The 24,408-nt window shown below is 68.5% G+C and carries 30 protein-coding genes and 1 pseudogene; 17 read left to right on the top strand and 14 right to left on the bottom strand.

Annotation, left to right across the window (positions count from 1 at the left end; translation table 11 throughout):
* Positions 1-61 precede the first annotated feature (61 nt).
* Complete coding sequence (locus tag CIW53_RS15645; protein WP_149365637.1) at positions 62-268, top strand: hypothetical protein; 207 nt, start codon at positions 62-64, stop codon at positions 266-268.
* Entirely contained in the window at positions 265-846 is a 582-nt protein-coding gene (locus tag CIW53_RS15640; protein WP_242451937.1) for a GNAT family N-acetyltransferase, read from the top strand. The genes CIW53_RS15645 and CIW53_RS15640 overlap by 4 nt, the downstream gene beginning before the upstream one ends.
* On the opposite strand, the gene CIW53_RS15635 is transcribed toward CIW53_RS15640, so the two are convergent.
* A complete protein-coding gene (locus tag CIW53_RS15635) occupies positions 828-1,346 on the bottom strand; it encodes a potassium channel family protein (protein WP_242451936.1) in 519 nt (172 codons plus the stop codon). The genes CIW53_RS15640 and CIW53_RS15635 overlap by 19 nt on opposite strands.
* A 102-nt stretch (positions 1,347-1,448) precedes the next feature.
* Here CIW53_RS15635 and CIW53_RS15630 point away from each other — a divergent pair, with 102 nt between their 5' ends.
* The 4 genes and pseudogenes from CIW53_RS15630 to CIW53_RS15615 form a co-directional block, all read left to right on the top strand.
* Positions 1,449-1,760 (top strand): hypothetical protein, encoded by a 312-nt coding sequence (locus tag CIW53_RS15630; protein ID WP_242451935.1) that lies wholly within the window; start codon positions 1,449-1,451, stop codon positions 1,758-1,760.
* Positions 1,760-2,878, top strand: a complete 1,119-nt coding sequence (locus CIW53_RS15625) for an ArsO family NAD(P)H-dependent flavin-containing monooxygenase (protein WP_149365636.1) — start codon at positions 1,760-1,762, stop codon at positions 2,876-2,878. The genes CIW53_RS15630 and CIW53_RS15625 overlap by 1 nt, the downstream gene beginning before the upstream one ends.
* A gap of 87 nt (positions 2,879-2,965) precedes the next feature.
* Positions 2,966-4,726 (top strand): diguanylate cyclase, encoded by a 1,761-nt coding sequence (locus CIW53_RS15620; protein WP_149365635.1) that lies wholly within the window; start codon positions 2,966-2,968, stop codon positions 4,724-4,726.
* 41 nt (positions 4,727-4,767) lie between these two features.
* Positions 4,768-4,953, top strand: a pseudogene (locus CIW53_RS15615) (acyltransferase); the annotation flags it as partial.
* A 45-nt stretch (positions 4,954-4,998) separates the two neighbouring features.
* On the opposite strand, the gene CIW53_RS15610 reads toward CIW53_RS15615, so the two are convergent.
* On the bottom strand, positions 4,999-6,402 hold the full coding sequence (locus CIW53_RS15610; protein WP_149365633.1) for an Hsp70 family protein: 1,404 nt from the start codon (positions 6,400-6,402) through the stop codon (positions 4,999-5,001).
* A 211-nt stretch (positions 6,403-6,613) separates the two neighbouring features.
* On the opposite strand from CIW53_RS15610, the gene CIW53_RS15605 reads away from it, so the two are divergent.
* Positions 6,614-8,290 carry a L,D-transpeptidase family protein gene (locus CIW53_RS15605; protein WP_242451934.1) on the top strand — a complete coding sequence of 559 codons (1,677 nt, stop codon included), beginning with the start codon at positions 6,614-6,616 and terminating at the stop codon, positions 8,288-8,290.
* A gap of 288 nt (positions 8,291-8,578) precedes the next feature.
* A complete protein-coding gene (locus CIW53_RS15600) occupies positions 8,579-8,824 on the top strand; it encodes a hypothetical protein (RefSeq protein WP_149365632.1) in 246 nt (81 codons plus the stop codon).
* Here the strand turns inward: CIW53_RS15600 and tsaA are convergent.
* Entirely contained in the window at positions 8,819-9,388 is a 570-nt protein-coding gene (gene tsaA, locus CIW53_RS15595) for a tRNA (N6-threonylcarbamoyladenosine(37)-N6)-methyltransferase TrmO (RefSeq protein WP_149365631.1), read from the bottom strand. The genes CIW53_RS15600 and tsaA overlap by 6 nt on opposite strands.
* 66 nt (positions 9,389-9,454) lie before the next feature.
* Between tsaA and CIW53_RS15590 the strand changes: the two genes are divergently transcribed.
* Together CIW53_RS15590 and CIW53_RS15585 are read left to right on the top strand one after the other, a co-directional pair.
* Positions 9,455-9,829, top strand: coding sequence for a YciI family protein (locus CIW53_RS15590; RefSeq protein ID WP_149365630.1), 375 nt, complete (start codon positions 9,455-9,457; stop codon positions 9,827-9,829).
* A 55-nt stretch (positions 9,830-9,884) separates the two neighbouring features.
* Positions 9,885-10,418, top strand: coding sequence for a hypothetical protein (locus CIW53_RS15585; RefSeq protein ID WP_149365629.1), 534 nt, complete (start codon positions 9,885-9,887; stop codon positions 10,416-10,418).
* A 27-nt stretch (positions 10,419-10,445) separates the two neighbouring features.
* Here CIW53_RS15585 and CIW53_RS15580 read toward each other — a convergent pair whose 3' ends face one another.
* Positions 10,446-11,345, bottom strand: a complete 900-nt coding sequence (locus tag CIW53_RS15580; protein WP_149365628.1) for a hypothetical protein — start codon at positions 11,343-11,345, stop codon at positions 10,446-10,448.
* A gap of 19 nt (positions 11,346-11,364) precedes the next feature.
* Positions 11,365-11,673, bottom strand: a complete 309-nt coding sequence (locus tag CIW53_RS15575) for a UBP-type zinc finger domain-containing protein (protein WP_149365627.1) — start codon at positions 11,671-11,673, stop codon at positions 11,365-11,367.
* Positions 11,674-11,797: 124 nt separating this feature from the next.
* Between CIW53_RS15575 and CIW53_RS15570 the strand changes: the two genes are divergently transcribed.
* Positions 11,798-12,514, top strand: a complete 717-nt coding sequence (locus CIW53_RS15570) for an HAD family hydrolase (RefSeq protein ID WP_149365626.1) — start codon at positions 11,798-11,800, stop codon at positions 12,512-12,514.
* A 51-nt stretch (positions 12,515-12,565) separates the two neighbouring features.
* Here CIW53_RS15570 and CIW53_RS15565 read toward each other — a convergent pair whose 3' ends face one another.
* Complete coding sequence (locus CIW53_RS15565) at positions 12,566-12,841, bottom strand: hypothetical protein (RefSeq protein ID WP_149365625.1); 276 nt, start codon at positions 12,839-12,841, stop codon at positions 12,566-12,568.
* Positions 12,842-12,906: 65 nt separating this feature from the next.
* Between CIW53_RS15565 and CIW53_RS15560 the strand changes: the two genes are divergently transcribed.
* Together CIW53_RS15560 and CIW53_RS15555 are read left to right on the top strand one after the other, a co-directional pair.
* Positions 12,907-13,362: a putative toxin-antitoxin system toxin component, PIN family gene (locus CIW53_RS15560; protein ID WP_149365624.1), complete on the top strand. Its 456-nt coding sequence runs from the start codon at positions 12,907-12,909 to the stop codon at positions 13,360-13,362.
* A 65-nt stretch (positions 13,363-13,427) separates the two neighbouring features.
* On the top strand, positions 13,428-13,616 hold the full coding sequence (locus CIW53_RS15555) for a CPXCG motif-containing cysteine-rich protein (protein ID WP_149365623.1): 189 nt from the start codon (positions 13,428-13,430) through the stop codon (positions 13,614-13,616).
* 10 nt (positions 13,617-13,626) lie between these two features.
* On the opposite strand, the gene pncA is transcribed toward CIW53_RS15555, so the two are convergent.
* The gene (gene pncA, locus CIW53_RS15550) at positions 13,627-14,280 is read right to left on the bottom strand and encodes a bifunctional nicotinamidase/pyrazinamidase (protein ID WP_149365622.1); all 654 of its coding nucleotides are present in this window, start codon (positions 14,278-14,280) and stop codon (positions 13,627-13,629) included.
* Positions 14,281-14,390: 110 nt separating this feature from the next.
* On the opposite strand from pncA, the gene CIW53_RS15545 reads away from it, so the two are divergent.
* Positions 14,391-14,777: a hypothetical protein gene (locus CIW53_RS15545; RefSeq protein WP_149365621.1), complete on the top strand. Its 387-nt coding sequence runs from the start codon at positions 14,391-14,393 to the stop codon at positions 14,775-14,777.
* Positions 14,778-14,782: 5 nt separating this feature from the next.
* Here CIW53_RS15545 and CIW53_RS15540 read toward each other — a convergent pair whose 3' ends face one another.
* The 5 genes from CIW53_RS15540 to CIW53_RS15520 form a co-directional block, all read right to left on the bottom strand.
* Positions 14,783-15,565 (bottom strand): prolyl oligopeptidase family serine peptidase, encoded by a 783-nt coding sequence (locus tag CIW53_RS15540; protein ID WP_149365620.1) that lies wholly within the window; start codon positions 15,563-15,565, stop codon positions 14,783-14,785.
* 268 nt (positions 15,566-15,833) lie between these two features.
* Positions 15,834-17,228: a cardiolipin synthase gene (cls, locus tag CIW53_RS15535; protein ID WP_149365619.1), complete on the bottom strand. Its 1,395-nt coding sequence runs from the start codon at positions 17,226-17,228 to the stop codon at positions 15,834-15,836.
* Positions 17,225-18,607 carry an FAD/NAD(P)-binding protein gene (locus CIW53_RS15530; RefSeq protein ID WP_149365618.1) on the bottom strand — a complete coding sequence of 461 codons (1,383 nt, stop codon included), beginning with the start codon at positions 18,605-18,607 and terminating at the stop codon, positions 17,225-17,227. Before CIW53_RS15530 ends, cls begins: the two co-directional genes overlap by 4 nt.
* A 119-nt stretch (positions 18,608-18,726) precedes the next feature.
* Positions 18,727-19,305 (bottom strand): cysteine dioxygenase family protein, encoded by a 579-nt coding sequence (locus CIW53_RS15525; RefSeq protein WP_149365617.1) that lies wholly within the window; start codon positions 19,303-19,305, stop codon positions 18,727-18,729.
* Between the two features lie 245 nt (positions 19,306-19,550).
* Positions 19,551-20,207, bottom strand: coding sequence for an energy transducer TonB (locus CIW53_RS15520; protein ID WP_149365616.1), 657 nt, complete (start codon positions 20,205-20,207; stop codon positions 19,551-19,553).
* A 349-nt stretch (positions 20,208-20,556) separates the two neighbouring features.
* On the opposite strand from CIW53_RS15520, the gene CIW53_RS15515 reads away from it, so the two are divergent.
* Together CIW53_RS15515 and CIW53_RS15510 are read left to right on the top strand one after the other, a co-directional pair.
* Positions 20,557-21,225, top strand: coding sequence for a hemolysin III family protein (locus CIW53_RS15515; RefSeq protein ID WP_149365615.1), 669 nt, complete (start codon positions 20,557-20,559; stop codon positions 21,223-21,225).
* Positions 21,226-21,227: 2 nt separating this feature from the next.
* Positions 21,228-21,569 (top strand): TfoX/Sxy family protein, encoded by a 342-nt coding sequence (locus CIW53_RS15510; protein WP_149365614.1) that lies wholly within the window; start codon positions 21,228-21,230, stop codon positions 21,567-21,569.
* Positions 21,570-21,585: 16 nt separating this feature from the next.
* Here the strand turns inward: CIW53_RS15510 and CIW53_RS15505 are convergent, their stop codons facing one another.
* Together CIW53_RS15505 and CIW53_RS15500 are read right to left on the bottom strand one after the other, a co-directional pair.
* Positions 21,586-22,068: a DUF456 domain-containing protein gene (locus CIW53_RS15505; RefSeq protein WP_149365613.1), complete on the bottom strand. Its 483-nt coding sequence runs from the start codon at positions 22,066-22,068 to the stop codon at positions 21,586-21,588.
* A 92-nt stretch (positions 22,069-22,160) separates the two neighbouring features.
* The gene (locus CIW53_RS15500; RefSeq protein ID WP_149365612.1) at positions 22,161-22,937 is read right to left on the bottom strand and encodes a ferredoxin--NADP reductase; all 777 of its coding nucleotides are present in this window, start codon (positions 22,935-22,937) and stop codon (positions 22,161-22,163) included.
* Between the two features lie 398 nt (positions 22,938-23,335).
* Here CIW53_RS15500 and CIW53_RS15495 point away from each other — a divergent pair, with 398 nt between their 5' ends.
* On the top strand, positions 23,336-24,313 hold the full coding sequence (locus tag CIW53_RS15495) for a sigma-54 dependent transcriptional regulator (protein WP_242451933.1): 978 nt from the start codon (positions 23,336-23,338) through the stop codon (positions 24,311-24,313).
* The last annotated feature ends 95 nt before the right edge of the window (positions 24,314-24,408 follow it).

Genomic DNA, 24,408 nt, shown 5'->3' with positions numbered 1-24,408 from the left:
GCCATCTTGCGACGTCCGGATGGTGCGGTCACCATCGTTGCAGCAAAACAGGAGCGCACGCGTGACCACGTCGGCGAAACTCAGCCCGAAAGACTACGAGAACCTGGCCCGGGTTGCGCAGGGCCAGGGGACGTTGCTGGACGATGCGTGCGCGGCTCGTTTGATGGCGGCCGGGCTCATTCTGAAGATGGACGCCAGCGAGGTCGCTGCGGCATCGCTGCAACTGACCTCCGCCGGGCTGGCACTCATCCGGTCGAGCGATCAGTGACGGCCGGCATCGACGTGGTGCCGGCGAACAGTGAAGACCGCTCGATGCTGCGGGACGCCCGCGCTGCCGACTTTCCCGCCATCCTGGATCTCAACGAGGCCTTCGTCGCCGTGCTCAGCCCGCTCGACGGCAAGCGGCTGGCGCGGCTGCACGCGCACGCGGCCCTGCATCGGGTGATCGAAAACGAGGGGCGGATCGAGGCATTCCTGCTCGCCTTCCGCGAAGGCGCGGACTACGACAGCCCGAACTACCGCTGGTTTGCGCAGCGCTACGCGTGCTTCCTTTATGTGGATCGCATCGTGGTGGCGGCCGACACCCACGCGCGCGGCGCCGGCAGCATGCTCTACCGCGATGCCATCGCGCTGGCCCGGCGCGATGCGGTGCCGATCATCACCTGCGAGTTCGATATCGAACCGCCCAATCCGGCATCCGCGCGCTTTCACGCCAGCCAGGGTTTTCACGAAGTCGGCCGGCAGCAACTTCACGGCGGCCGCAAGACGGTTTCGCTGCAGGCGCTCGATGTCGCCGCGACGTCCGACGCCGCGACCCGCCGCTGCGCTCACTCGCGCCGCCAGTAGCGTTCCATCTCCAGATAGGTGAACGAGGCCGACCAGGTGATCAGCACGAAGCCGGTCAGCGCCTCGGTGCCGACCAGGAAACGGATCGGCCCGGCCGGAATCACGTCGCCGAAGCCGACCGTGGAATAGGTCACCGCGGAGAAATACACGTGGTCGAAAAACGAGCCTGTCGCAATGCCGTGCAGGGTGCCGAAACGTCCGTCCGCCCACAGCAGGCCGAACAGCACCATGCCGAAAATCCAGATCTCCAGCACATGCACGGCCAGGACGCCGAAGATGCCGGCCAGCACCCGCCGCCGCCGTTTTCCGCCCATGTGCGCGAGGCCGCGCGAGAGCAGGTTAAGGCCTTCGTAATGCAGCAGCACGCAGGCCGCCACCGCCAGCATGGTGGCGCCGACCACGGCCAGGTTGATGTCCCAGTGGCCGTACTCGTCAAACTGCGTCAGTGCGCGCAGCTGCGCGGATACCTCAACCAACGCCATGCCTGTCGCCTGCGTCATGTGCAGTCCTCCGTCGATGCCATCGGCCGGCCGCCGATCCGCGGCCAAAACGCCGCCGCCGACACCGACCCTACGTCCGTTCGGCCTGCCATGGAGAGCGCCATGCAGGGCGCCACCGCCGGCCACGGTCGACGCGCATCCGCCAACCAAGCGCCTATGCTGGCCGGGTCATCACGCCACGAGGTTTCCACCATGGGCAATGTCTGCGGCACCACCGGCAACGGGTTCACCTACGAAGCGGACTATCAACCGCCCAGCGCCGGGCGCGTGCACTGGACGGCGACCTTCCGCCACAAGGGCGATTACGCCGGCATGCGTCACGGCTGCGTGCACAACCTGCCCGATGCACCCGCCGCGGAGCTCGACGCGGCGATCAGGGCCGACATCGAGTCGACCTGGACGGACGCGCATTGATGGGGAGTGACGCCGCCGCGCCGGCGGCGACCGCGCCCGCAGCGGCCAGGTCCGCGGTGAGCGCCGGAACCACGGTGGACGTGGTGGTGATCGGCGGCGGCCAGGCCGCGCTGGCCACCGCGTATTTTCTGCGCCGCACCGGGTTGTCGTTCGTCCTGCTCGATGCCGAGGCGGGCCCGGGTGGCGCCTGGCGGCATGGCTGGCGATCGCTGCGGCTGTTTTCGCCGGCCAACTGGAGTTCGATCGCCGGACGGCCGATGCCGCCGGTGGCGGAGGTCTATCCCGGCCGCGACGAGGTACTGGCCTATCTGGCCGACTACGAGCAGCACTATCAGCTGCCCGTGCTGAGGCCGCTGTGGGTGGACACCGTCGAGGCCGGCGCCGACACCCTGTCGGTACGCGCGGGCGCACAAAGCTGGCGCGCGCGGGCGGTGGTCAGCGCGACCGGCACGTGGCGCAACCCCTGGGTGCCGGTCTATCCCGGAGCCGCGGACTACACGGGCGAGCAGCTGCATTCGGCGCACTACACCGAGCCGACGCGGTTCGCCGGGCGGCGGGTGCTGGTGGTCGGTGGCGGCAATTCCGGCGCGCAGATCCTGGCCGAGGTGTCGCGGCTGGCGAACGCCAGCTGGGTGACGCCACAGCCGCCGACGTTCCTGCCTGACGAAGTGGACGGGCGCGTGCTGTTTGCCCGCGCCACCGAGCGCTGGAAGGCGCAGCAGGAAGGCCGCGTGATCGACGCGCCGGTGGGCGGGCTGGGCGACATCGTGATGGTGGCACCGGTGCGCGAGGCGCGGAGCCGCGGCGTGCTGCATGCGCAGCGCCCGTTCACCCGCTTCACCCGCACCGGCGTGGTGTGGCCGGACGGTCGCGAGGAGACCATCGACGCGGTGATCTGGTGCACCGGCTTTCGCCCGGCGCTGGCCCACCTGGCCGCGCTGGATGTGCTGGAGCCGGACGGCCGGGTGCAGGTGGATGGCACCCGCGCGCTGCGCCAGCCGCGGTTGTGGCTGGTCGGTTACGGCGACTGGACCGGTGCGGCCTCGGCCACCCTGGTGGGGGTTACCCGCACGGCGCGCAGCACGGTGGCCGGGGTCGCGCTGGCCCTGGCCGGCTGATCGCACTGACGGTGAGCCGCGCCGCTGGCAGTATGCTGGGCCAGCATGGCGCGATCACGCCCGCCCCGCTCATGGAGAGTTTTCCGCATGTCCGCCGCCATTCCCGTCGATGAAGTCCAGCGGTTGGCGCGGCTGCAGGCGCTGTCCGTGCTGGATACCGAAGCGGAGCCGCTGTTCGACGCGCTGACCCGGGCGGCGGTGCTGGTCACCGGCGCACCGATTGCACTGATCACCCTGGTCGACGCCGAGCGGCAATGGTTCAAGTCCAACGTCGGCCTGGCCGGGACCACCGAAACCCCGCGCGCCAGCGCGTTCTGCGCCCACACCATCCTGGGCCCCGACCTGCTGGAGATCGCCGACGCGCAGCGCGATCCGCGTTTCGCCGACAACCCGCTGGTCACCGGCGAGCCGCACATCCGCTTCTACGCGGGCGCACCGATCGAACTCGGCGACGGCCTGCGCATGGGCTCGCTGTGCGTGATCGACCGCGAGCCGCGCGTACTCGACGACATGCAGCGCGACACGATCAGGGCGCTGGCGCGCGCGACGGCCGAGGCGCTGGAGCTGCGCCGCCTCGCGCTTGCCCGCAACAGCGAGCTTGAACACGAGGCGGAAACGGCACGCGCGCGCGAGCTTGCCGCCACGCAACTGGAGCAGAAGCTGCGCGCCAGCGAGGCGTTTCTCGATCGCACCGGCCGGCTCGCCGGCGTGGGCGGCTGGCAGGTGGATCTGCTCACGCGCGAAGTGGTCTGGTCGGATGAAACCTGCCGCATCCACGAGCTGCCGGTCGGCTACCGGCCGACGCTGGAGCAGGCGCTGGATTTCTACACGCCCGAGGCGCGCGGCGTGATGCAGGCCGCCGTGGAAAAGGCCATAAGCCAGGGTACCGGCTGGGACCTGGAGCTGCCGCTGGTCACCGCCGCCGGGCGCAAGATCTGGGTGCGCGCGATCGGCACGGTGGAATTTTCCGACGACGGGAAACCCCTGCGGCTGCTGGGTGCGGTGCAGGACGTCACCATCCGCAAGCGCGTCGTCTCGACGCTGGAAGCCAGCGACCGGCGCTTCCGCAAACTTTTCCAGTTCAGCCTTGGACTGATCTGCACGCACGACTACGAAGGCACCCTGCTGTCGGTCAATCCGGCGGCGGCGCGCTCGCTCGGCTACTCGATCGGGGAGCTGCTGGGACGTTCGCTGATGGACTTCATCCGGCCCGAGCGGCACGCGGCGTTTCGCGACTACCTGCTGCGCATGGTCACCAACGACAGCGACGAGGGCACGCTGGAGCTGGTCGCCAAGGATGGCCAGCTGCGCATCTGGCAGTACCAGAACGTGCTGGACGATGATGGCGACGAGCCTTACGTGCTGGGCCACGCGCAGGACATCACCGACCGCCATCACCACGAGCAGAGCCTGCGCGAGCTGTCGGTGCGCGACCCGCTCACCGGCTGTTTCAACCGGCGGCTGCTGGCCGAGGTGTCGGCCACCTGCGAGCCGCAGCTGTGGGGCTGCATCGCGATCGACCTGGATCACTTCAAGCAGGTCAACGACACCTACGGCCATCAGCGCGGCGACGAGGTGCTGGTGGCCATGGCGCGCTTCCTGGCCCGCCACGTGCGTCCCGCCGATGCCGTGGTGCGGCTGGGCGGCGACGAGTTTCTGGTGCTGCTGCGCGACGTGGAGCCGGGCCTCGCCGAGGGCGTGGTGGCGCGCATCGAGCATGATCGCGCCGACGCGCCGATCGCCTTCACGCTCGGCTGGGCCACGTTCGGCCAAGGCGTGTCGCTGGAGCAGGGGCTGGCCGAGGCCGATCGCCAGCTCTATCGCAAGCGCGCCGCGCGGGCCTGCTGACGCCGCATCCCCGGCGGCGGCCCGTGCGCTGCCGAAGACACGGCCTGCTGGCCTTTGCCAGCCATGCCGCGGCGGTGCTGCTGCCGGGTGCGGCCCTGCATTACCTCGTCGAGCGTCCGTTCCTGCAACTGCGCGAGTGCCGCGCCGGCCGGACCGGCGGCGCCGGCTGGCGGCCGCGGAGCAGGGCGTTTCCCGCGAGTTCGCGGGCAGGCAGTGAATCCGCTTGAGTGGCATCTTCCGCGCTGCAGCCGCTGCGCACGGAGGCGCCTTGATCACGCCGTCTGCTGGTCGGCCTCGCTCGCGGCCACGGCCAGGCCGGATACCACGCCCAGCGAGGGGTCGCCGCGCACCAGCGGGGTCGCGGGGAAACACGCCTGCACGCGTTCGCTGATCTGCGGCGCGCGCGAGGTGCCGCCGGTGAGGAAGATGCTGGCGGGGAGTTCGTCGAGCTCGTTGCGCACGGCGGTCAGCGTGCGCTCGAGCTGGCCCAGGAAGGTTGCGATGGCGTCGCGAAAATCCGCGCCATCCAGGTCCACCGCCAGCTCATGCTCGATGAAGTCCAGCGCAACCCGGTGCCGCGGCGACACGCTCAGGACGATCTTGCTGCGCTCGGCTGCCTGGTTCAGCCGGGTGGTGGAGCCCGGCTCCTGCAGGGCGCGCAGGCGCGAGCCGTAGGGCTCGTCGACGAGGCGGTAATCCTGCTGGTGGAACTCGCGCTGCCGGGGCAGGTTGTGCACGCTGGCGGCGTCCACGTAGCGGTGCGCGGGCATGCTGATGCGGTCCTTGCCCAGTTGCGGCATGAAGCTGTGCAGGCTCACGCTCACGTCGAGGTCGGTGCCGCCACTGGGCAGGCCCCAGCTGCGCGCGATGCGGGGCGCCTGGCCACCGCCGAGCCGGGCATGGGCCACGTCGGTGGTGCCGCCGCCGATGTCCACCACCAGCGCGTACTGACGCTGCTGCAGGCTGCGGTGGTAGTGCATCGCGGCAGCGGCGGGTTCTTCCAGGAACGTCACCTGGTCGAAGCCGGCCGCGGCGGCGGCCTCGCGCAGGATCCCGATCGCCTGCAGCGAACCCTGCGCACCCATCGAACTGCGAAACTCCACCGGCCGCCCGATCACCGCGCCGCGCACCGCCACGCCGAACTGGCGGCTGGCGGCAAGGCGGATGTGTTCGAGGATGTGCGTGGCGATATGCACGATCACCTTGCGCACTTGCGGGTCGAGCCGGTAGCCGAACATCGACTTGGGCGACTCGATCAGATGGCCGCCGCCGCTGTCCAGGTAACCCTCGACCGCCTGCTCGCCGAACAGCGCATGCTGCAGGCTGGCTATCGAGGCGCTGGCGCTGCGCGTTTGCTCCTCCATCCATTGCCGCCGCACCGCGCGCAACGCTTCGCGGCGCAGCTCGTCGTCGCCATGCGGCGACGGTGCCTGGCCGCGCGCCATGGCGGCCGCGGCCTGCTGGCGTTGCCGGGTGCGGGCCAGGCGCAGCTGGGCCTCCAGTTGCGCTTCCAGCGCAGGAGTCAGCGCGAAGTCGGCGGGGTCCGGTACCCGTTCGGGGAAAAACACCGCCGTGCGGAACTGCTCGGCGTCGCCGAAGCGTACCAGGGTCAGTTCGCCGTCGATGATGGCCGCGGCAGCGGAATAGCTGGTGCCGAAGTCGATGCCGATATGCATGGGCTCACGCAGTCGCTGTGGGGCAACCGCGAAGTATGACGGCAGCGGCGGCGCCCGCCCATGCCCGTGATGGCGAGGGGCGTCCGGTGCGAACAACCCTGCTGCCGGCAAGCCATCGCGCCGATGCCGGCCGCGACCCGATGCCGCGCATGCGTGCGACGACGCGCGACTGTGCTATGACAAGGCAACCACCCCGCGCAGGACCTTGTCCGTGTCGACCGTCCGCCATCGTGCCGCCTGCGGCCTCGCCCTGCTTCTGCTACTGCTGGGCATGGCCGTGCATGCACAGACGCCGGCCACGGCGGAACCGCCGCTGGATCCGGTGGCCGAGCAGATCCGCGACCGCATCGAGCAGTGGCGTGCGCGGCACTCCGAAGCGGTTGCCGGCGCGGAGCTCGATCTGGCGGTGGTCAATTTCTACGAGCAGAACCGCTTCGCGCCGGCGTGGACACAGCAGGGCAACCTCGACCAGCTGCTGGCCGCGCTGCGCGAGGTGGCCGGCGACGGACTCGACCCGCAAGATTACGCGCTCGATGAACTGCAGCGTCGCCGCGGCGTGCTCAGCGATCCGCAGGCGACGGCGCAGCAGCGGGCCCAGTTCGACCTGCTGGCCACCGATGCCTGCCTCGCCGCGCTGCTGGACCTGTACCGCGGCAAGGTCGACCCGGCCACGCTGGACACGCACTGGAATTTCGATCCGCGTCAGCTCGACCGGGCGCGCGGCCTGCAGGCGGTGCGCGATGCGCTGGCGCGGGGAGCGATCAGCGGCCTGTTCGAACGCGCGCGGCCGCAGGATCCGCAGTACGGCCAGTTGCGCGAAGCGCTGGTGAAACTGCGTGAGGTGGCCGCGCAGGGGGGCTGGCCGGTGCTTGCCGGCGGCGCCACCCTGAAACCCGGCGTCAGCGACCCGCGCGTGCCGCTGCTGCGCCAGCGCCTGCGGCTGGCCGGATACCCGGTCGGCGACGCCACCGGCGATCGGTTCGACGCGGCCCTGGAGGCGGCGCTGGTGCAGTACCAGCGCGAACAATACCTGGCCGCGGACGGGCATCTGGGCAAGGCCACGCTGGCGGCATTGAACGTGCCGGTGGCCGCGCGCATCGGCCAGTTGCGGGTGAACCTGGAGCGCGCGCGCTGGCTGCTGCACCAGTTGCAGGGGCGCTTCGTGGTGGTCGATATCGCCGGTTACCAGGTGATCTACTACAACGATGGCAAGCCGGTCTGGCGCGCGCGCGTGCAGGTCGGCAAACCGTACCGCAGCACGCCGGTGTTCAAGTCGGCGATCACCTACATCACGCTCAATCCGACCTGGACCGTGCCGCCCACGATCCTGAAAAACGACATCCTGCCCAAGCTGCGCAGGAACCCCGGTTACCTCGCTGCCAACCGCATCCGCGTGCTGGACGGCCAGGGCCGCGAGCTGTCGCCGGGCAGCGTGAACTGGGCCAGCCCGCGCGGCGTCGTGCTGCGCCAGGATGCCGGCCCGGGCAATTCGCTGGGTCGGCTGGCGATCCGCTTTCCCAACGACTATTCGGTGTACATGCACGACACCCCGCACCAGGAACTGTTCGCCAACGAGCAGCGCCTGTTCAGTTCCGGCTGCATCCGGGTGGAGCGTCCGCGCGAACTGGCCGAGCTGCTGCTCGATGATCCGGTCGCGTGGAACCGCGCCGCCATCGACCGCGCGATCGACACGCTGAAGACCCAGACCGTGATGCTGCGCCAGCCGGTGACCCTGCTGCTGGCGTACTGGACGGTGGACCTGCACGACGGCGGCCGGGCCAGCTTCCGTCCCGATGTCTACCGTCGCGATGGCAACCTGCTCGCGGCGCTGGATCGTCCGCGGCGATCGCCGTGGCTGGCGCCCGCCGCTGCCGCGCTCACCCGCTGAAGGTCGCCTCGAAGAAAAAGGCCGCGCCAGGCTCGCGCCCGACGCGGCAACAGGTTTGAACCGACCACTGCCAGGTGCATCGGTGCCGTCGACGCAGGACCGTCACGACCCGCGCAGTGTGCCGGCGAGGTGTCTCAGGGGCTGGGACCGGCGAAGCGGCATCGGCCGGGTGATGCGGGTTCGGTGCGGGGCTGATCCTGGTCAGGGCGCGGCGGCGCCGCGGCGGTCACCATCGGCAGGGCGGAAGTTTCCGCACACTGATCGAACCTGCCCCTGGAGAATCTGCGAATGCTGTTTCAAGTGAAGGATCTTGCCGCCGACACCGGCGCCATCGCCGCCGCCCTGCGCGCCCATGATGCGACCGCCAAGGTCACCTGCGACGCCGCCGCCGGCCAGATCGACGTGTCGGCCCAGCTCACTTCCGGTCAGGTGATCGCCGCGCTGCAGGCTGCCGGCTACGAAGCCAGCCGCATGTCCGAGCCACGGCAGATCCACGTCAGTGGCGGCAGCGACTGCTGCGGCAGCTGCTCATGAGGCGCTAGCGTCGTCGTCCCCGCGCGGTGCCGGCTTGCGCGGCCGGCGTGGCCCGGGGGCGGAGTGCCGGCCCTGGCTGGCGTCGATCGCGTCGATCCAGCCGGCACGCGCGGCGGGAAACGCATCGGCATAGGGCACGTACGGCTTGATGTCGAGGATCGGCGTGCCGTCGAGCAGGTCGATTCCGCGCACGCGCAGCGCGCGCGCTTCCACTGCCACCAGCTCCACCGCGGACAGCCCGAGCGGGTTGGGCCGATGCGGCGAGCGCGTGGCCAGCACGCTGCGCTTGCCGCCACCGCGCGGCGGGCGCACCTCGGCTTTCCAGCCTTCGCTGCGATGGAACACGAACAGCAGCCAGATCCGCGCGAAGCCAGCCAGGTCACGGAATGCCGCGGCAGGCAGCCCTTCGGCAAACTCGATCGTCGCCTCGACCGCATCGCCGCTTTCGGTACCCGCCACCACGGTGGACTGATGCGGTGCGTCGATCCGGCGCGCGTACGGCGAGCGCACGAATGCAATCGGCTGGCAGGAGAATGCGCTGGAAATGTCGTGCGGGATGGTCATGATGCGGCATTATCCCACTTCGCCCGCCATCCCCAGGCTGGCTCGAACCTGCCCGCCGAGGCCGCCATGAAATATCTCGTGATGATCTACTGCGACGACACCTTGCTGGACGCGCTGCCCGAAGGCGAGTTCGACCACATGATGCACGGCTGCTTCGCGCATGCCGACGAACTGCAGGAGCAGGGTTGCCTGCTCGGCTCGCAGCAACTGGAAGCGCCGGCCAGCGCGAAGACCCTGCGCGTGCGCAACGGCCGCGCCCAGGTGTTCGACGGCCCGTTTGCCGAAACCAAGGAATACCTGGGCGGCTTCAACCTGATCGAAGCCGACAGCATGGACGAGGCGGTACGCATCGCCTCGGAGTTCCCGTGGGCGCAGACCGGTGCGATCGAGATTCGTCCGGTGCGCGACATGGACATGGTGCGGCGGCGGGTGGGGGCATGACGATGCACGCTTCCCGACGTGCCACCATGCGGCTCCCCCATGCGCTGGTCCGCCCATGAACTCCTCCGACGACGGTTACGATGCCGAGCGCGAATTCGACGATGTCGACGAGGACTCGGTCGAGGCGAAGGTCTGGCAGCTGCTGTTGCTGATCAACCCCGGCGACGAGGAAACCGCGCTGTTGCAGTTCAACGACTATCGCGAGGCCATGGCCGATCTCGATGCCGACGAGGTGGAGCCGATCGAGGTCATCGGCCGGGTGATCGACTGGCGGTCCGGTTTCATCGTCGGCGAGCACGATTTGCATTCGCTGGTGCAGGCAGTCAACGAACTGGCCTCGCGCTGGAACCTGTCGATCGACTGGAACGGCGACCCGGACGACGACGAGTTCTACGACGACGTGGACGCGGCCGAACTGTTTTCGATCGCCTACGATCGCCTGGCGGAGTTCGGTTACACGCTGTGGGCCTGGGAGACCGATGGCGACACCCATGCCGGCTGGATGACCCTGACCCGCGACCGCGAACCGTTGCGCGAACTGGCCACGTTGCTGGGCATCAACCTGCGCCTGGGCAGCGAAGTGGGCTGATCGGTCGCTGCCGCGGCGCGCTTCTCGTCAAGCCGCCAGCGGCATGTCGACCGGTCGCCCGGCCAGCCACAGCGTCAGGTTCCTCATGTAGCGCTCGATCGAGCGCTGTGCCTCCGGGGCATGCGCCAGCGCGTCGCCGGGCGGCTCGGAAACGAAACTGGGCGCCCCGAGTCGCGGGTTCCAGTTGTAGTCGGCGAAGTGATGGAAAGTGGACTGGGCCACCGCGGGGCCAGCGTCGGCTGACGGCTCGAACGCCACCGCGAGATTGAACTCCACTCCGCTGACCGTGCTGCGACCGGTGGCGATGACGCGTGCGCTCGGGTCATCCGCCGGCTTGCCGACCGCGCCTTCGTGCGGATGCGCAGGCAGGCAGTGCACGGCGCCATCGGCGGCATCCGGATCGGTCAGCAGCGGATGCCGCGGTTCGACGATGCTTATGTGCTGAAAATCGCCGTTGGCGCCGGAGTGGTAGTTGGGCCAGAGGATGTCGGTGGTGTCGGTATCGTCGATGCGGTGTCGCGCCGGATCGGGGTCGGGATGTTTCGAGTGGAAGAAATGCGCGGCACCGACTCCGCCCAGCGTGCACACCGAGCAGCCGAGATCCATGTGGTCGCGCGTCACCAGCAGGCCGCCGCCGCGCTGGCGGAAACGCGAGATGGCGGCGCAGTCTTCCTCGGCGAGTCCGTCGCCGGTGTCCACGGCGAACAGCCACATTTCGTCGAAGGAGGACGTATCCAGCTGCGACAGCACGCTGTCGGGTGCGCCGGGTGCGTCGCGATCGCGCGCCGTCACCTCGCACAGCGGCGCGCCGCCGGCATCGCGCAGCGCGGCCAGGTAATCGCGCAACAGCCCGAAGCGGCCGATGTGCCAATCGTCGTCGATGGCGGGAATGGTGGTCTGCAGCAGAATCCGGATGGGCTGGCTCATGATCGTGACGCTCGCGAGGTCAGTAGTAGCGCGGTATCGGGCCGAGCTGCGGCGTCATCCGGTCGCGCAGGTCGAACATGACTTCGTCTACATAACACCAGCCCCATCCTTCCGGAGGGTCGTAACCCTCGATGACGGGATGCCCGGTCTCGTGGAAATGCGCGGTGGCGTGCCGGTTCGGCGAGTCGTCGCAGCAACCGACGTGCCCGCAGGTGCGGCAGATGCGCAGGTGCAGCCACACGTCGCCGGATGACAGGCATTCCTCGCAGCCGCGCGCGCTGGGCGTGACGTTGTGGATGCCATCGAGATGGGTGCAATGCGTGGTCATCGAAAGACTCCGCTGTGCTTCGCAAGGTCCGCGCAGGCATGGCCATGCGGTGGGGGCGAGCCCCTATCATAGGCCGACTTTCGGCATCGGTTGCGATGCCGGCACGAACGAAAAGGTTGATGGCATGCTGCAACTGATCGGTTTCGACGGCGACGACACGCTGTGGCACAGCGAAGGCTATTACCGGCAGGCGAACGACGCCTTCGCCACGATCGTCGGCCGCTATGTCGACCTCGGCGACCAGCGCGTGCACGACACCATGCTGGCGACCGAGCGGCGCAACCTGCAGCTGTTCGGCTACGGCGCGAAGGGCATGACACTGTCGATGGTGGAGACGGCGATCGCGGTCACCGATGGCCGCATCGCGGCGGCCGACATCCATCGCCTGGTCGAACTCGGCAAAGACGTGCTGCAGCATCCGGTGGAGCTGCTGCCGGGCATCCGCGCCGCGGTCGAGGCGGTGGCCGAGCACCATGCCGTGGTGCTGATCACCAAGGGCGACCTGTTCCACCAGGAGAAGAAAGTGGCGCAGTCCGGGCTGGCCGACCTGTTCCGGCGCATCGAGATCGTGTCAGAGAAAAACGCCGCCACCTACCAGCGCGTGCTGGCCGAGTTCGCGCTGCAGCCGGCGCAGTTCGCGATGGTCGGCAACTCGCTGCGTTCGGACATCGAACCGGTGGTGCGGCTGGGCGGTTGGGGCGTGCACGTGCCGTACCACGTGACCTGGGCGCACGAGCTGGAGAACGGCCTCGACGATGACGACCGGCATGTGCTCACGGTCGCCGAGCCAGCAGCGATTCCGGCGGCGGTGGCGCGCCTGCGCGAGCTGGCGGCGGCGTAAACCGCCCATCGTCGTGCGGCGATCGGCAAGTATTGCCGACGCTGCGCCGGATCATTCCGCGTCGGTCGGCTTGTCGTCGTTGAAGCCGGTATATCCCTCGGGGAAGATCGGCGTACCGTCCTCTTCCAGCCCGATCATGTCGGCCAGTGCCTTGGCGGCGGCGGTCTCGGCGACGCCCTTGTCGCGGAAGCTGCGGTTTTCGCAGATCGCGAAATACATCGGGAAGCCGTGCCGGCGCGGGGTGACTGCAAGGTAGGCGGTGTAGCGCGAGCCTTCCAGGGTGGCGCCGGAGCGGGCAAGGTAGTTGTCGAACTCGCGCTCGGCCATGGTCGTCGGTTCCGCTCGGAAAACGTGCAGTGTAATGCGCGCCGGGCTTGCCTCATCATGTGCCGATGACTGCCGACGACCTGCCCGTGCCGCGTATCGTGCTGGACACCAACGTGTGCCTGGACCTGTTCCTGTTCCGCGATCCGGCCTGCACGCCGCTGCTGGCGGCGCTGCAGGCCGGCACGGTGCAGGCTGTGACACGCGCGGATTGCCGCGCGGAATGGCTGCGCGTGCTGCACTATCCGCAGCTGCCGATCCAGGAGGCGACGCGGCCGGGCATCATGGCGGCGTTCGATCGCCTGATCCACGATCTGCCCGACACGGCCGTCGCCGCCGACGAGACCCTGTTGCCGCGCTGTGCCGATCCGGACGACCAGAAATTCCTGGAACTGGCGCTGGTCGCGCGCGCCAGCTGGCTGCTCAGCAAGGACAACGAATTGCTGAAACTGGACCGGCGCACGCGCGGCGCCGGCCTGTTTCCGATCCTGTTGCCGCAGGCATGGTCGCTGGCTGAACGCTGAAACGCGCGCGCCCGCCGCGACACACCGGCCTGTGCTGTACTGTCGTTCCGACTCGGAGACTTGCCGTGCTCGATTCCCACCACATCGACTGCCCGTATTGCGGCGAAACGATCGAGATCCTGATCGACACGTCGATTCGCAGCCAGCAATACATCGAGGATTGCCAGGTGTGCTGCCGCCCGATCACCTTGCGCGTGGAAATCGACGCCGATGGTGCGGCGCAGGTGCACGCCTCGGGCGAGAACGAGGCCTGATCCGTCCTGGTCAGCCGCGAACGAGTTGCCGGGGATCGCTGATCGCGATGTCCGCCGCCTGCAGGCTGGCGCGGGTGGCATCGTCGCCGGTCGGCGTGACCGGGCGGCTGAGATCCCACAGGAGATGCGTGCGAAAGCCCAGCGCGATCGCATCCTGCGCCGTCCAGAGCACGCATACGTCGCGCGCCAGACCGCACACGAACACCTCGTCCACGCCGCGCTCGCGCAGCCAGCCGGCGAGCCCGGTACCCGGACGCCCACCGGCGGCATCGTGGTTCTCGCGAAAGCCGCTGTAGGAATCCACGCGGGGATCGGCGCCCTTGCGGATCACCACATCCAGCGCCGACCAGTCGATGCGCGGATCGAGCGCGGCGCCGGCCGTGCCCTGCACGCAATGGTCCGGCCACAGCGTTTGCGGCTGGCCGTACAGCTGGATCTGCTGGAACGGGGTTGCGCCCGGGTGCGAGCTGGCGAACGAAACGTGCTTCGGCGGATGCCAGTCTTGCGTCGCCACCACGTGGCGGAACGCGCCTGCGCGCAGCAAGCGGTCGATGCTCGACACGATCGCATCGCCGTCATGACAGGCGAGCGCGCCGCCGGGCATGAAGTCCGGTTGCACGTCGACCACGATCAGCGCGGCGTGTGGCGAAGCGGCAAGGCTCATGTCGGCTGCTTTCATGGAGATGACCGATGAAGTCTAGCGCGCGACCCGTGTCGATCGTGCCGATGACCCATAATGCAGATCGTGGTGGCAACGAACCCAGGGGCGCGCGAATGCATTACGACCAATCGTGGATGGGCTACGGCATCGTCGGAGGCATCCAGGCCGGATTGATTTCCGCGTTGGTCGGGCTGCTGCTGTTTCTCCTGTTCCACTGGCTCGGCCGGCGCGACGGCTGGAGCTACGGGCCGCAGATCGGCTGGTCGTTCCTGCTGGCGACGCTGCTGACTGCCAGCGGCGACCTGTGGGACCTGTTCTATTTCAACTACGGACAGCTGCAGTCGCTGCAATTGCTCAAGGCGAAGCTGGCGCTGGTGCACGATCCGGACAGCATCGGCCTGCGCGTGCTGTGCGAGCTGCTGGGCGTGGCGCTGGGGATATATCTCGGCTGGGCGTTGTGCAGCGGCGACTGGAAGCGGCGCTTCGGCAGGCGAAAATAGCGTCGTCAGTGCGCCGGCAGTCGATGCGCGAACATCCATGGCCACAGCCCGGCGGTGGCGTAAGCCATCGGCCAGGCGGCGTGGCCGACGCCGGGAAATTCGGTGTAGCGCACCTCGATGCCGTGTGCCTGCAGCGCGGCGTGCATGCGATGGGATTCCTGCGGCGGTACCACGTCGTCGATGGCGCCGTTGAAGATCCATGTCGGCAGTTTGCCGATATGCGCGGCGACCCAGCCGTACGGGTCGGCCGCTTGCGCGGGGATGCCGCGCACGTGCAGCCGGTCGTTGTCGTTGGGATGGCGGATGCCGCCGCAGATGATCGCCGCCGCGGCGAACATGCCCGGGTGGTCCAGCGCGATCTGCCACGAGCCGTAGCCGCCCATCGACAAGCCGGTCAGGTAAAGCCGCTGGCGGTCGCCGTGGTACAGCCGGATGCTGTCATCCAGTGCCGCCAGCGCCATCTGCTCCATCTCGCCGCTCCAGGCGCTGCCATCCGGTGCCTGCGGGATCACCACCAGCGCCGGGAAGTCCTTGCCGTGTTCCTTGAGCCATGGCGGCAGGCCCTGGCTGAGCTGGCTGCGGTTGTCGTTGCCACGCTCGCCGCTGCCGTGCAGGAACAGCACCACCGGCCAGGTGCGTTTGGCCGTCCAGCCGTCCGGGACGAAAACCCGGTAGCGATAGGTGGTGCCGTGCAGGTTCAATGAGCGTTCGACGAAGCGCGCGGGTTCCGTGGCGTGGCCGGCAACCACGGCGGACATCAGGCAGAGCAGGAGGGTGAGGCGGCGCATGCGGGGAGTCCGGGACGGCGGACCAGTTCACGCCTGCGCGGAGATCCGGGCAAGTCGCAGCGCAACATCTACGCCAGGCTCCTAGGGCAACGCTGATCAAGTATCACCGCCGTCACCCACCCTCTCTGTTCGCAGACCACAGGGCCGTCGGCGAAGGCAGACTGGCCGTCTGTCGAGGCGGCGGACCGAAGGTCTGCGGACAGAGGGGGTGGGCCTCAACGTGTTGAATCTGAAATGATGACGGCGGTGATACTTGATCAGCGTTGCCCTAGAGCAGCGGGTCGAACAGTCGCGCCACGTGCATCGCGACGCGGCGCAGGTACGGCGCGTCGCGGTATTCGCGCTCGTCGATCGCGACGGCATGGCTGAAGTCCGTCTCCAGCATCGTGGCCACGTCGTTGGCGAAAGCCGGGTCGACGACCAGTGCGCCAACTTCGAAATTGAGCCGGAACGAGCGGCTGTCGAGGTTCATGCTGCCGATCGCGGCGCAGTCGCGGTCGATCAGCAACGCCTTCTGGTGCAGGAAGCCGGGCTGATAGCGAAACACCCGGATGCCTGCACGCACGGCGTGGTGCGCGTGCAGGGTGGAGGCGAGAAACACCGTACGATGATCGGGCCGCGCCGGGATCAGCACGCGCACGTCGACCCCCCGCAGCACCGCCAGTTGCAAGGCCGCGCGCACGGCGTGGTCGGGCACGAAGTACGGCGTGCTCAGCCATACGCGTTCACGCGCGGCATGGATCGCGGCGGTGAAGAACAGCGAGCCGGTTTCCTGCGGGTCGGCTGGTCCGCAGGCGACGATCAGCGCGCTGGCATGGCCGTCGGCGGGCGGCGCTGCCTGCAGTACCGGCCGCGTGCCGGTGATCCATTGCCAGTCGTCGGCAAACAGTTGCTGCAGGTCGGCCACCGCCGGACCACGCAGCTCCAGATGGGTGTCGCGCCACGGCGACAGCGGCGGCTTGAGGCCCAGGTATTCGTCGCCCACGTTCAAGCCGCCGACGAACGCGCGCTCGCCGTCGACCACCACGATCTTGCGGTGGTTGCGGAAATTCAGCTGGAAGCGGTTGCGCCAGCGGTGCGTGGCGAAACGATGGATCGCCACGCCGCCAGCGCGCAGCGTTTCCACATACCGCGACGGCAGCGCATGGCTGCCGATGCCGTCGAACAGCACGCACACCTGGACGCCGGCGGCGGCGCGCTGCAGCAGCAATTGCTGCAGGCGTCGCCCGAGGCCATCGTCATGGATGATGAAAAATTGCACCAGCAGGACGTGTTCGGCCGCTTCCATCGCCTCCAGCATGGCATCGAATGCGGCGGTGCCGTCGATCAGCAGGCGCAACCGATGGCCGCCGCGGAACGGACGTCCCTGCAGCGCGCCGATCGCGGCAAAGCGACCGCATTGCGGATCGACCGGATGCGCATCGGCGGACGATGTCGGCGGCGATCGCGGCAAGGATGCCTGATGGCCAATGCGGTAGCCGAGGAAGCGGCTGGAGCCCAGGTACAGGTACGGCAGCAATGTCACGTACGGCAGCAACAGCAGCCCGAGCGTCCAGCCGATGGCGCCTTGCGGCGTGCGCGCATGCATCACCGCATGCATCGCGGCCAACAGGCCAAGCAGGTGCAACAGCGCGATGCCGCTGGTGACCATGCTGAGATTCATTGCGGTGGCCGCAGCTCCTGGCCGTCCAGCAGTTGATCGGCCAGGTGGCGGGCCTGCTGGCGGATCTCCGGCATCGCGGTGGATTCCCACAGCGTGCCGCGCAACAGGCTGCCGATGGCGAACAGGTGCGGCCAATACAGGCCGTCATGCTGCAGCTGGCCGTCGGCATTGGCCATCACGCCCAGGCCGAGCGGGTCGGGGATGATGTGCGCATTGGTCAGCATCTGGCTGAGCAGCCGATGGCTGGTGCGACGCACGTTGGTATCCAGTCCGACGGTCTGGATCACCAGATCGGCCGACAGCACGCGCGAGGCGCCCGCGTGGGTGAGTGTCAGTTGCAGCCCGTCGCCGGCGACCTCCACGGATTGGACGCGCCCATGCTGGCGTTGCAGGCGACCCGAGTGCTCGAGCGTGTCGAGCGATTCGCGGATCTGCGGCGGCATCCGATGGCGGGCGCGTTCCCACGCCCAGCGCGCGTGGCGCAGGAAGCGCGCGCGCTGTTCCATCGGAAGCTCGCCCCACAACCCCGGCGAATGCGGCCGCAGGCTGTCGATGATGCTGCGCCATTCGCCCTGGCTTACGGCTTCGCGCAACAGGCGCAGCCAGCGGCGAACATCCGGCGCGTCACGCATCGCCTCGAGCAGTCCGACGCCATCGTCGGAGGGCACGGCTGCCGCCTGCAAATGAGCCTCGGGCAGCAGGCCGTGGCGGGATACGGCGGTGAATTCGGTCTGTGGCCATTGCGCGGAAAGCTCCAGCAACACGTCGACCGCGGTCAGCCCCATGCCGATCAGCACGACCTTGCGCGGCGGTGGCTGCATGGCGGCGGCGCGGGCCAGCAGCGGCCAGGGATCGACCACGTAGCGACCGCTGTCGAGCGCGGCCGCGCTCACCGCGTCCAGTGGCTGCGGCGGCAACGCGCCGAGCGCCAGCACGGCCGCGTCGACCCGATGGCTTTCCTCGCCATGGATGATGGTGATGCCGTCGTGTTCGGGCACCAGCGCGTCGACGGCAAACGGGATGATGTGCACGTCATGCCCGTGCGCCTCGCCATTTTTCAGCGCGCGCGCCACTTCCGCTTCGAGGTAGTCGCCGTAGCGGCGTCGTGGCAGGAAATCGGTGCCGGCCACGGCCGGGTCGTCGCGCTGCACATAGTCGAGAAAGCCGCGCGGCTTGCCGGCAAACAGGCTCATCGAGGCAGCCCGCACGTTCAGCAAGTGGCGGTCCGAAGCGGTGCCGTACGCGACGCCACGGGCCGGCGTGCCGCCACCGGTGTACCAGTCCAGGTGCAGCGACTGCGGCGGCTGGCGCTCCAGCAGTTCGCTGAGCAGGGTGGCGGCCGCGGCACCGCCGCCGATGATGGCGACTCGTCGAAACATGGAATTCCTTGGTTGATCGGCACCTGACTCGGCGGTGCTTCGATTTACTCACCTGCGCTGACTGCTGGCGCGGATCCGGGCCTGCTCTTGCGGGAGGCTTCTTCGGATCGTGCGTGCGATCAGTCGGGCAGGTGGCCGGCCAGCGCGGATCGTTGCGGCTGGGCGATCCACCGACCGGCCGGTTCGGCCTGTTCGTAGGCAAAATACTGCGCCAGATCGCCACCGTAGACGTGGAGGGTGAGCGCGGTGTCGTGCTTCGACAGGTTGCGGCAGCGATGCAGGTGGTTGTGGTCGCCCTCGAACCAGGTGCCGTCGCCCGGACCGAGCCAGTCGCGTGCGGTCTCGCGCAGGTCGGCCGTTTGCGGATCGCGCGCATAGGATTGCACTTCGAGCGCGCCGTGCAGGGTCATCTCCAACCCCCACAGGCCCGCGTGGTCATGCACCGGCGTGAGATGGTTCGGCGGCCAGGCCATCACCAGCACGCTGATCGCCGGGTTGCGCCGCTCGGCCAGCAACCAGCGCTCGAAGCCGCGTTGCCGAGTGCGCAGCGACGCCAGGCGGACGGATAGCCGCGGGGCGTCCTGATGTACCACGCGGCCGAGTTCGCGCGCCATGGATGCGAGATCGGGGTGGCCGGAGGCGGCGTGCTCGAGCGCGATCGCGCGGAGCGTTTTCAAGGTGCGCAAATGCTTGCCCATGCATGAAACTCGGCAGGGTGAATGGGCGCCAGTGGAACATGCGTATCGTTAAGGACGCGTAAGCCGAGGCGGTGATCCGGAGCGACTTGCCTGCCCCGCGAGATGCGCCGTGGCGGGCGCGCGGAGCGCGGATTCTAGGGTGGAACGCGACTTGGCGGTCCGCGCACGAATGCGCAAATACGGTGACCGTACTGGCACGGATCAAAGGGTCCGGCCGGCAGTGAGTGCCGGCCGGAGCACGTCCGTCATTGCGGGCGCAGATCGAAGGCCACGGGCACCTGCGCCCACGCGCGCACGGCCCGCCCATGCATCGTCGCAGGCTGGAAACGCCAGCCTTCCAGCACCTGCTCGCGCGCGCTGCGGTCGAGCAGGGCGTGACCGCTGCTGCGTTCGACCGTCACCTCCACCGGCTTGCCGGTCTCGTCGACCAGAACCCGCAGCAGGACGGTGCCGTGCAGGCCCTGGCGCAGGGCCTGGACCGGGAAATGCAGGGGCGCCGAAAGATAAGCGAGGCTTGCCTCGACTGGCGGAGCCGGAATCGGCGTGGCGGTCGGCGGCAACAACGTCGCCACGGATGGCACGACAGCGAGCCGGCCTTCGGTGGTGGGTACGCTGATCGGTGGACTGGCCGGGGACGGTTGCAGCCTTGTCTTCGGCAATGCCGGATGCGGCAGGGGTTTCAGCTTGATTGGCGGTGGCGCCGGCGGCGCGGCAGGCGGATCGATGAGGCGGATCAAGGGTACCGGGGCGAGCTGGTGGACCAGGGCAAGTTGCGCCGGGGTGATCGGTCGCGAGGCGACCAGGATGACGGCAAGGTTGAGTGCGATCGCGGTGCTGATGGCGGCGATGCGGGCCCCGTCGGGGTGTGCGTGTTGAGCAACGGCCAGGCTTGCGGACGACATGGCGACCTCCTGACGACAGTTGGGATGTTGCGGCAGCCACGCTGCATGCGCAGGGGGATCGTGCTGTCGCGATGCCAGCGTATGCCTGCCAGGTACGATTGCGCAAGTAGACGGCTGGACGGCCAAACGGCGGAACCACGGTGGAAGTCTGCATCGCGCGGACAGTGCCGGTTCGGATGCACCGGCGGCCGCTCGCGCCGGACTCGGGTTTTCTTTCAGCCTTGTCGTGCCATTGGCACGGCAAGCCTGCAACAATGCATGGCGTGATGTCCCGTCGACGCGGGCAAGCGTTGCGCCGCGTGCGCGTGCGTCGATCGCGGGCCGGTGTTTCGGTTTCCAGGAGTGCAGCATGTCCATCGCTACCGGCACGATGTCCCCGCATCACCATGTCGGCGACGAGCTGGCCAGCAGCGTGATCCACGGCATCGGCATCGTGCTCAGCATCGCCGGGCTGGCCGTGCTGGTGGCGTTTGCGGCATTGCACGGCAATGCGCTGACCGTGGTTGCCTGCGCGGTGTTCGGTACCTCGCTGGTGCTGCTGTATACCGCCTCGACGCTGTACCACTCGGTATCCGTGGTAGCCGCCAGGCCGGCGCTGCGGGCGCTGGATCACATTGCAATCTATGTGCTGATCGCCGGCACCTACACCCCGTTCACCCTGATCGCGCTGCCCGGCGCCTGGGGCTGGAGCCTGTTCGTGGCGGTGTGGGTGCTGGCGCTGGCCGGCAGCGCGCTGGAGCTGGGTCTGTTCAAGCGCTATCACAAGCTGGCGGTGTTGTTGTACGTCGGCATGGGCTGGATCGGCATGATTGCGTTCCGGCCGCTCAGCGATTATCTCCAGGGCGGCGGCATGGCGTTGTTGATCGGCGGCGGCGTGGCCTACACGCTGGGCGTGCCGTTCTACCTGTGGCGACGGCTGCCGTACCATCACGCGTTGTGGCACGTGTTCGTGCTGGCCGGCAGTGTGCTGCATTTCCTGGCGGTGCTGCTGTACGTGATTCCCCACGCAGCGACATGAGCATGAGCACGCCGACCGTTCTCGAGCTCATGCGCCGCGATCTGGAGGACGCCGCCGCGCATTTGGGGAAACTCCACGATCTGCGTTTCAAGCCGATGTTCGGCGGCCTGATGGCGTGGCTGGATGAGCGGCCGTGTGCGTGGCTGACTCCTGCCGGGCTGGCGTTGAAGCTGCCGCCCGCCGATCAGCCGGCGCTGCTGCAACGCGACGGCGCATCGCGATTGATCGCCAGGCCGGGTGCGGCGCCGAGCCGGCACTACATCGTGCTGCCGGCGTCGTTGTGCCACGACACGCCCGCACTGGCGACGTGGCTGGCAAGGAGCGCTTCAGCCGGTCGGCGATGAAGCAGGTTGCACGAAATCAGCCGAACAGCATCGCGGCCCCGAACAGGCCGATCATCACGAACGACAGCACCAGCTTGACCAGGGTCCCGCACAGCAGGCCGAGCCAGGTGCCGATACCCACATGCGCCGAACGCAATACGCTGGTGCCGGACGCCAGCTCGCCGGCGAGCGCGCCGAGGAAGGGGCCGAACAGCAGGCCGGGAATGCCGAAAAACATGCCGAGCAACGTACCCACGGCGGCGCCCCACAGCGCCCGCTGACTGGCGCCGACGCGTTTGGCGCCGAGCGTGCCGGCGACGAAGTCGACGATGACGCCGAGCGTTCCCAAAGCGCCGATGATCAGCAGCCACCACAAGCCGAGATGGCGATAGCCGTCCACCGCCGCGACCAGCCAGATGCCGCCGAAGATCATCGGGATGCCCGGCAACACCGGCAGCACGGCGCCGACCAGCCCGCCGACGATCAGCAACGCGGCGAGTACGTACAGGGCAATGTCCATCCGGCGGTTCCGTGGTGCGCTGATGGCATTGGAGCAGAAACGGGTGGCGAGGAGGGAGGGCCCGGCGACGATGCCCTTCCACTCGCGCGCGGCTACTTTTCGACGAATGCCCGCTCGACCACGTAGTCGCCCGGCTCGCGCGTGCGCGGCGACGCCTGGAAACCGCGTCCGTCGAGCAGGGCACAGAGGTCGTCCAGCATCGCCGGGCTGCCGCACAGCATGACGCGATCGCTTGCCGGGTTCAGCGGCGGCAGGCCGATCGTCTGGCTCATCACGTCGTCGACGATGGCGTCGGTGATGCGGCCGCGGTTGCGAAACGGTTCACGCGTCACCGTCGGGTAGTAGATGAGCTTCTCGCGTACCAGTTCGCCCAGGTATTCGTGCTGCGGCAGCTCGTGTTCAAGGTAATGCGCGTAAGCGAGGTCGGCGATGTGGCGCACGCCGTGGGCCAGCACGATGCGGTCGAAGCGCTCATAGGTATCCGGGTCGCGGATGATGCTCATGAACGGCGCCAGGCCGGTGCCGGTGCCGAGCAGGTAGAGATGCCGGCCGGGCTTGAGGTCGGTCAGCACCAGCGTGCCGGTGGGCTTGCGCGTGACGATCAGCGGGTCGCCCGGCTTGAGGTGCTGCAGGCGTGAGGTCAGCGGCCCGTTGGCGACCTTGATCGAGAAGAACTCCAGGTGTTCTTCCCAGCTGGCGCTGGCGATCGAATACGCGCGCATCAGCGGCCGGCCGGCTGTTTCCAGCCCGATCATCACGAACTGGCCGCTGTCGAAGCGGAAGCCAGGGTCACGCGTGGTGCGGAAGCTGAAAAGCGTATCGTTCCAGTGCTGCACGTCGATCACGTGTTCGGTTGCCATTGCCACCATGATGGGTTTGTCTCGTGGTTGCCGCGCAGAGCGGGAAGGTTGCCTGCTCAGCCGTCCGGCAGACCGGCGGCGAGACTCGAAGGGAAGCGTCGCCGCCGCGTGCTTTGCGCGCGTCCGCATGGCGCGGCGACCACGCCAATGATACGCGAGCGGGCGTTGGACGGGAGTATCCGATCTGCGAACGGCAGCCGCTCCCGGGTGCGGCCGGCGATGTACTACTCCAATACAACGCCTGAACATTCTTGAACTACAGCATTGAAGCTGCGCATACTTCCCTCGTTGCTCCGATCTGGTGCGCTGCGGCCAGGTCGGGAGGGATGCCAGGGGGACACCGTTGCACGCCGGTCATGGCGTGTCAGGTTTCTTGATGGTGACTTCGGGGACGGATGATGCCGATCATGCTCGGCCAATCCCAGGCAATCCAGGCAATACGCGCGCAACTGCAGCGCTACGCCAGCTGCGACGTGCAGGTCCTGATCGAGGGCGAGACCGGCACCGGCAAGGAGCTGGTGGCGCGGGAAATCCATTACGCCAGCGCACGTCGCGACCACCCGTTCGTGCCGGTCAATTGCGGCGCGATACCCGACAGCCTGATCGAGAACGAGCTGTTCGGCCATGGTCGCGGGGCCTTCACCGATGCCAAGGGCGCGCAGCCCGGGCTGATCGATCACGCGCGCGGCGGCACGCTGTTTCTCGATGAGGTCGACGCGTTGTCCGACAAGGGGCAGGTGACCTTGTTGCGCTTCCTGCAAGACAACGAATACCGGCCCGTCGGCGGCGGCGCTGCACGCGTCTCGGATGCGCGCATCATCGCCGCCACCAATGCTTGCCTGGAGCAACAGGTGGCGGCCGGGCGTTTCCGCCGCGACCTGCACTATCGCCTCAATGCGCTGTACCTGCGGTTGCCGCCGTTGCGCGAGCGCGACGATGACGTGGCCCTGCTGGCCGCGCATTTCCTTGGTGCCGTGACGGCGCGATTGCACGGGCCGGCCAAGTGCTGGGGCGAAGACGCGATGGCGGCGCTCGCCGCGTATGCGTGGCCGGGCAATGTGCGCGAACTGGACAACGTCGCGCTGCGCGCCTACATGTGTGCCGACGCTGCCGTCATCGGCCTCGCCGAACTGCTCAGGGCAGAGCCGGCGTTCGCCGGGACGGAGGCCATCCCGAACGGCCGCGCGAATGCGCCGTCGCTTGGTTTCAGCGCCGCCAAGACACACGCCATCCGCAAGTTCGAGTACGACTACCTCACCGATCTGATGCAGCAAGCCGGCGGCAACATCAGTGCCGCCGCCCGCCTGTCCGGTACCGAGCGCCGCCAGCTCGGCAAGCTGCTGCGCAAGCACGGCATCGGCACGAAACAGTTCCGTCCCCATTGACCGGCGTCGGTCCACCCCGCAGGGCGGGTGTGTCCGACCCGGGTGCAATCGCTCCCGCTGCACCGTCGAAACGGGTCATGGCTGACCCGGGCTTC

This window comes from Rhodanobacter sp. T12-5 (genome assembly GCF_008329435.1).
Classification (GTDB): domain Bacteria; phylum Pseudomonadota; class Gammaproteobacteria; order Xanthomonadales; family Rhodanobacteraceae; genus Rhodanobacter.
Note: the sequence above shows the minus strand (reverse complement) of the source record. Positions and strands in the feature narration are given on the sequence as shown.

Coding starts and splice junctions, on each gene's coding strand:
- pncA (WP_149365622.1), bottom strand. CDS start 14,280: ATGAGCCTTGCCGCTTCGCCACACGCCGCGCTGATCGTGGTCGACGTG.
- CIW53_RS15620 (WP_149365635.1), top strand. CDS start 2,966: ATGTCCGCCGCCATTCCCGTCGATGAAGTCCAGCGGTTGGCGCGGCTG.
- CIW53_RS15590 (WP_149365630.1), top strand. CDS start 9,455: ATGAAATATCTCGTGATGATCTACTGCGACGACACCTTGCTGGACGCG.
- CIW53_RS15560 (WP_149365624.1), top strand. CDS start 12,907: ATGACTGCCGACGACCTGCCCGTGCCGCGTATCGTGCTGGACACCAAC.
- CIW53_RS15580 (WP_149365628.1), bottom strand. CDS start 11,345: ATGAGCCAGCCCATCCGGATTCTGCTGCAGACCACCATTCCCGCCATC.
- CIW53_RS15570 (WP_149365626.1), top strand. CDS start 11,798: ATGCTGCAACTGATCGGTTTCGACGGCGACGACACGCTGTGGCACAGC.
- CIW53_RS15495 (WP_242451933.1), top strand. CDS start 23,336: ATGCTCGGCCAATCCCAGGCAATCCAGGCAATACGCGCGCAACTGCAG.
- CIW53_RS15545 (WP_149365621.1), top strand. CDS start 14,391: ATGCATTACGACCAATCGTGGATGGGCTACGGCATCGTCGGAGGCATC.
- tsaA (WP_149365631.1), bottom strand. CDS start 9,388: ATGACCATCCCGCACGACATTTCCAGCGCATTCTCCTGCCAGCCGATT.
- CIW53_RS15540 (WP_149365620.1), bottom strand. CDS start 15,565: ATGCGCCGCCTCACCCTCCTGCTCTGCCTGATGTCCGCCGTGGTTGCC.
- cls (WP_149365619.1), bottom strand. CDS start 17,228: ATGAATCTCAGCATGGTCACCAGCGGCATCGCGCTGTTGCACCTGCTT.
- CIW53_RS15515 (WP_149365615.1), top strand. CDS start 20,557: ATGTCCATCGCTACCGGCACGATGTCCCCGCATCACCATGTCGGCGAC.
- CIW53_RS15530 (WP_149365618.1), bottom strand. CDS start 18,607: ATGTTTCGACGAGTCGCCATCATCGGCGGCGGTGCCGCGGCCGCCACC.
- CIW53_RS15630 (WP_242451935.1), top strand. CDS start 1,449: ATGCAGGGCGCCACCGCCGGCCACGGTCGACGCGCATCCGCCAACCAA.
- CIW53_RS15505 (WP_149365613.1), bottom strand. CDS start 22,068: ATGGACATTGCCCTGTACGTACTCGCCGCGTTGCTGATCGTCGGCGGG.
- CIW53_RS15565 (WP_149365625.1), bottom strand. CDS start 12,841: ATGGCCGAGCGCGAGTTCGACAACTACCTTGCCCGCTCCGGCGCCACC.
- CIW53_RS15625 (WP_149365636.1), top strand. CDS start 1,760: ATGGGGAGTGACGCCGCCGCGCCGGCGGCGACCGCGCCCGCAGCGGCC.
- CIW53_RS15635 (WP_242451936.1), bottom strand. CDS start 1,346: ATGACGCAGGCGACAGGCATGGCGTTGGTTGAGGTATCCGCGCAGCTG.
- CIW53_RS15510 (WP_149365614.1), top strand. CDS start 21,228: ATGAGCACGCCGACCGTTCTCGAGCTCATGCGCCGCGATCTGGAGGAC.
- CIW53_RS15575 (WP_149365627.1), bottom strand. CDS start 11,673: ATGACCACGCATTGCACCCATCTCGATGGCATCCACAACGTCACGCCC.
- CIW53_RS15525 (WP_149365617.1), bottom strand. CDS start 19,305: ATGGGCAAGCATTTGCGCACCTTGAAAACGCTCCGCGCGATCGCGCTC.
- CIW53_RS15520 (WP_149365616.1), bottom strand. CDS start 20,207: ATGTCGTCCGCAAGCCTGGCCGTTGCTCAACACGCACACCCCGACGGG.
- CIW53_RS15610 (WP_149365633.1), bottom strand. CDS start 6,402: ATGCATATCGGCATCGACTTCGGCACCAGCTATTCCGCTGCCGCGGCC.
- CIW53_RS15585 (WP_149365629.1), top strand. CDS start 9,885: ATGAACTCCTCCGACGACGGTTACGATGCCGAGCGCGAATTCGACGAT.
- CIW53_RS15500 (WP_149365612.1), bottom strand. CDS start 22,937: ATGGTGGCAATGGCAACCGAACACGTGATCGACGTGCAGCACTGGAAC.
- CIW53_RS15600 (WP_149365632.1), top strand. CDS start 8,579: ATGCTGTTTCAAGTGAAGGATCTTGCCGCCGACACCGGCGCCATCGCC.